The sequence below is a fragment of the Streptomyces sp. WM6386 genome (genome assembly GCF_000972385.1).
Classification (GTDB): Bacteria; Actinomycetota; Actinomycetes; order Streptomycetales; family Streptomycetaceae; genus Streptomyces.
On sequence record NZ_JXTE01000807.1, the window covers coordinates 1 to 307 of the forward strand.

A 307-nucleotide genomic window follows, 5' to 3' on the forward strand; every position below is an offset into this window, starting at 1 on the left:
GAACGCCTGTACGAGGCGCCGGTGTGCGACGGAGTCGACCGGCTGCCTGTGGTGGTCCTCGGTGAGACGCCGATGGGCGCGTGCGACCTGCTGCCTGGTTTTCACGACGCTTAGGTGCAGGATCTCGGAAATCCGGTCGTACGGGTAGCCGAACCCCTCCCTCAGGACGTACGCGGCACGTTGCCTCGCAGTCAGGGTCTCCACCAGCAGGAGAACCGCTCGGTCGACGGCGTCCTGGGGCTCGGCCACCTCGTCGGGGCCCGCGTAAGGGTCCATCCGGTCCGGGAGCGAAGGGCTAGCACAGGAC

Annotated in this window: 1 protein-coding gene; it reads right to left on the reverse strand. The window is 68.1% G+C overall.

Translation table 11 applies throughout. The features are described 5' to 3' along the window. A partial coding sequence (locus TN53_RS43760) for a sigma factor-like helix-turn-helix DNA-binding protein (RefSeq protein ID WP_267886613.1) occupies nt 1–276 on the reverse strand: 276 nt, incomplete at its 3' end. Between the last annotated feature and the right edge of the window lie 31 nt (nt 277–307).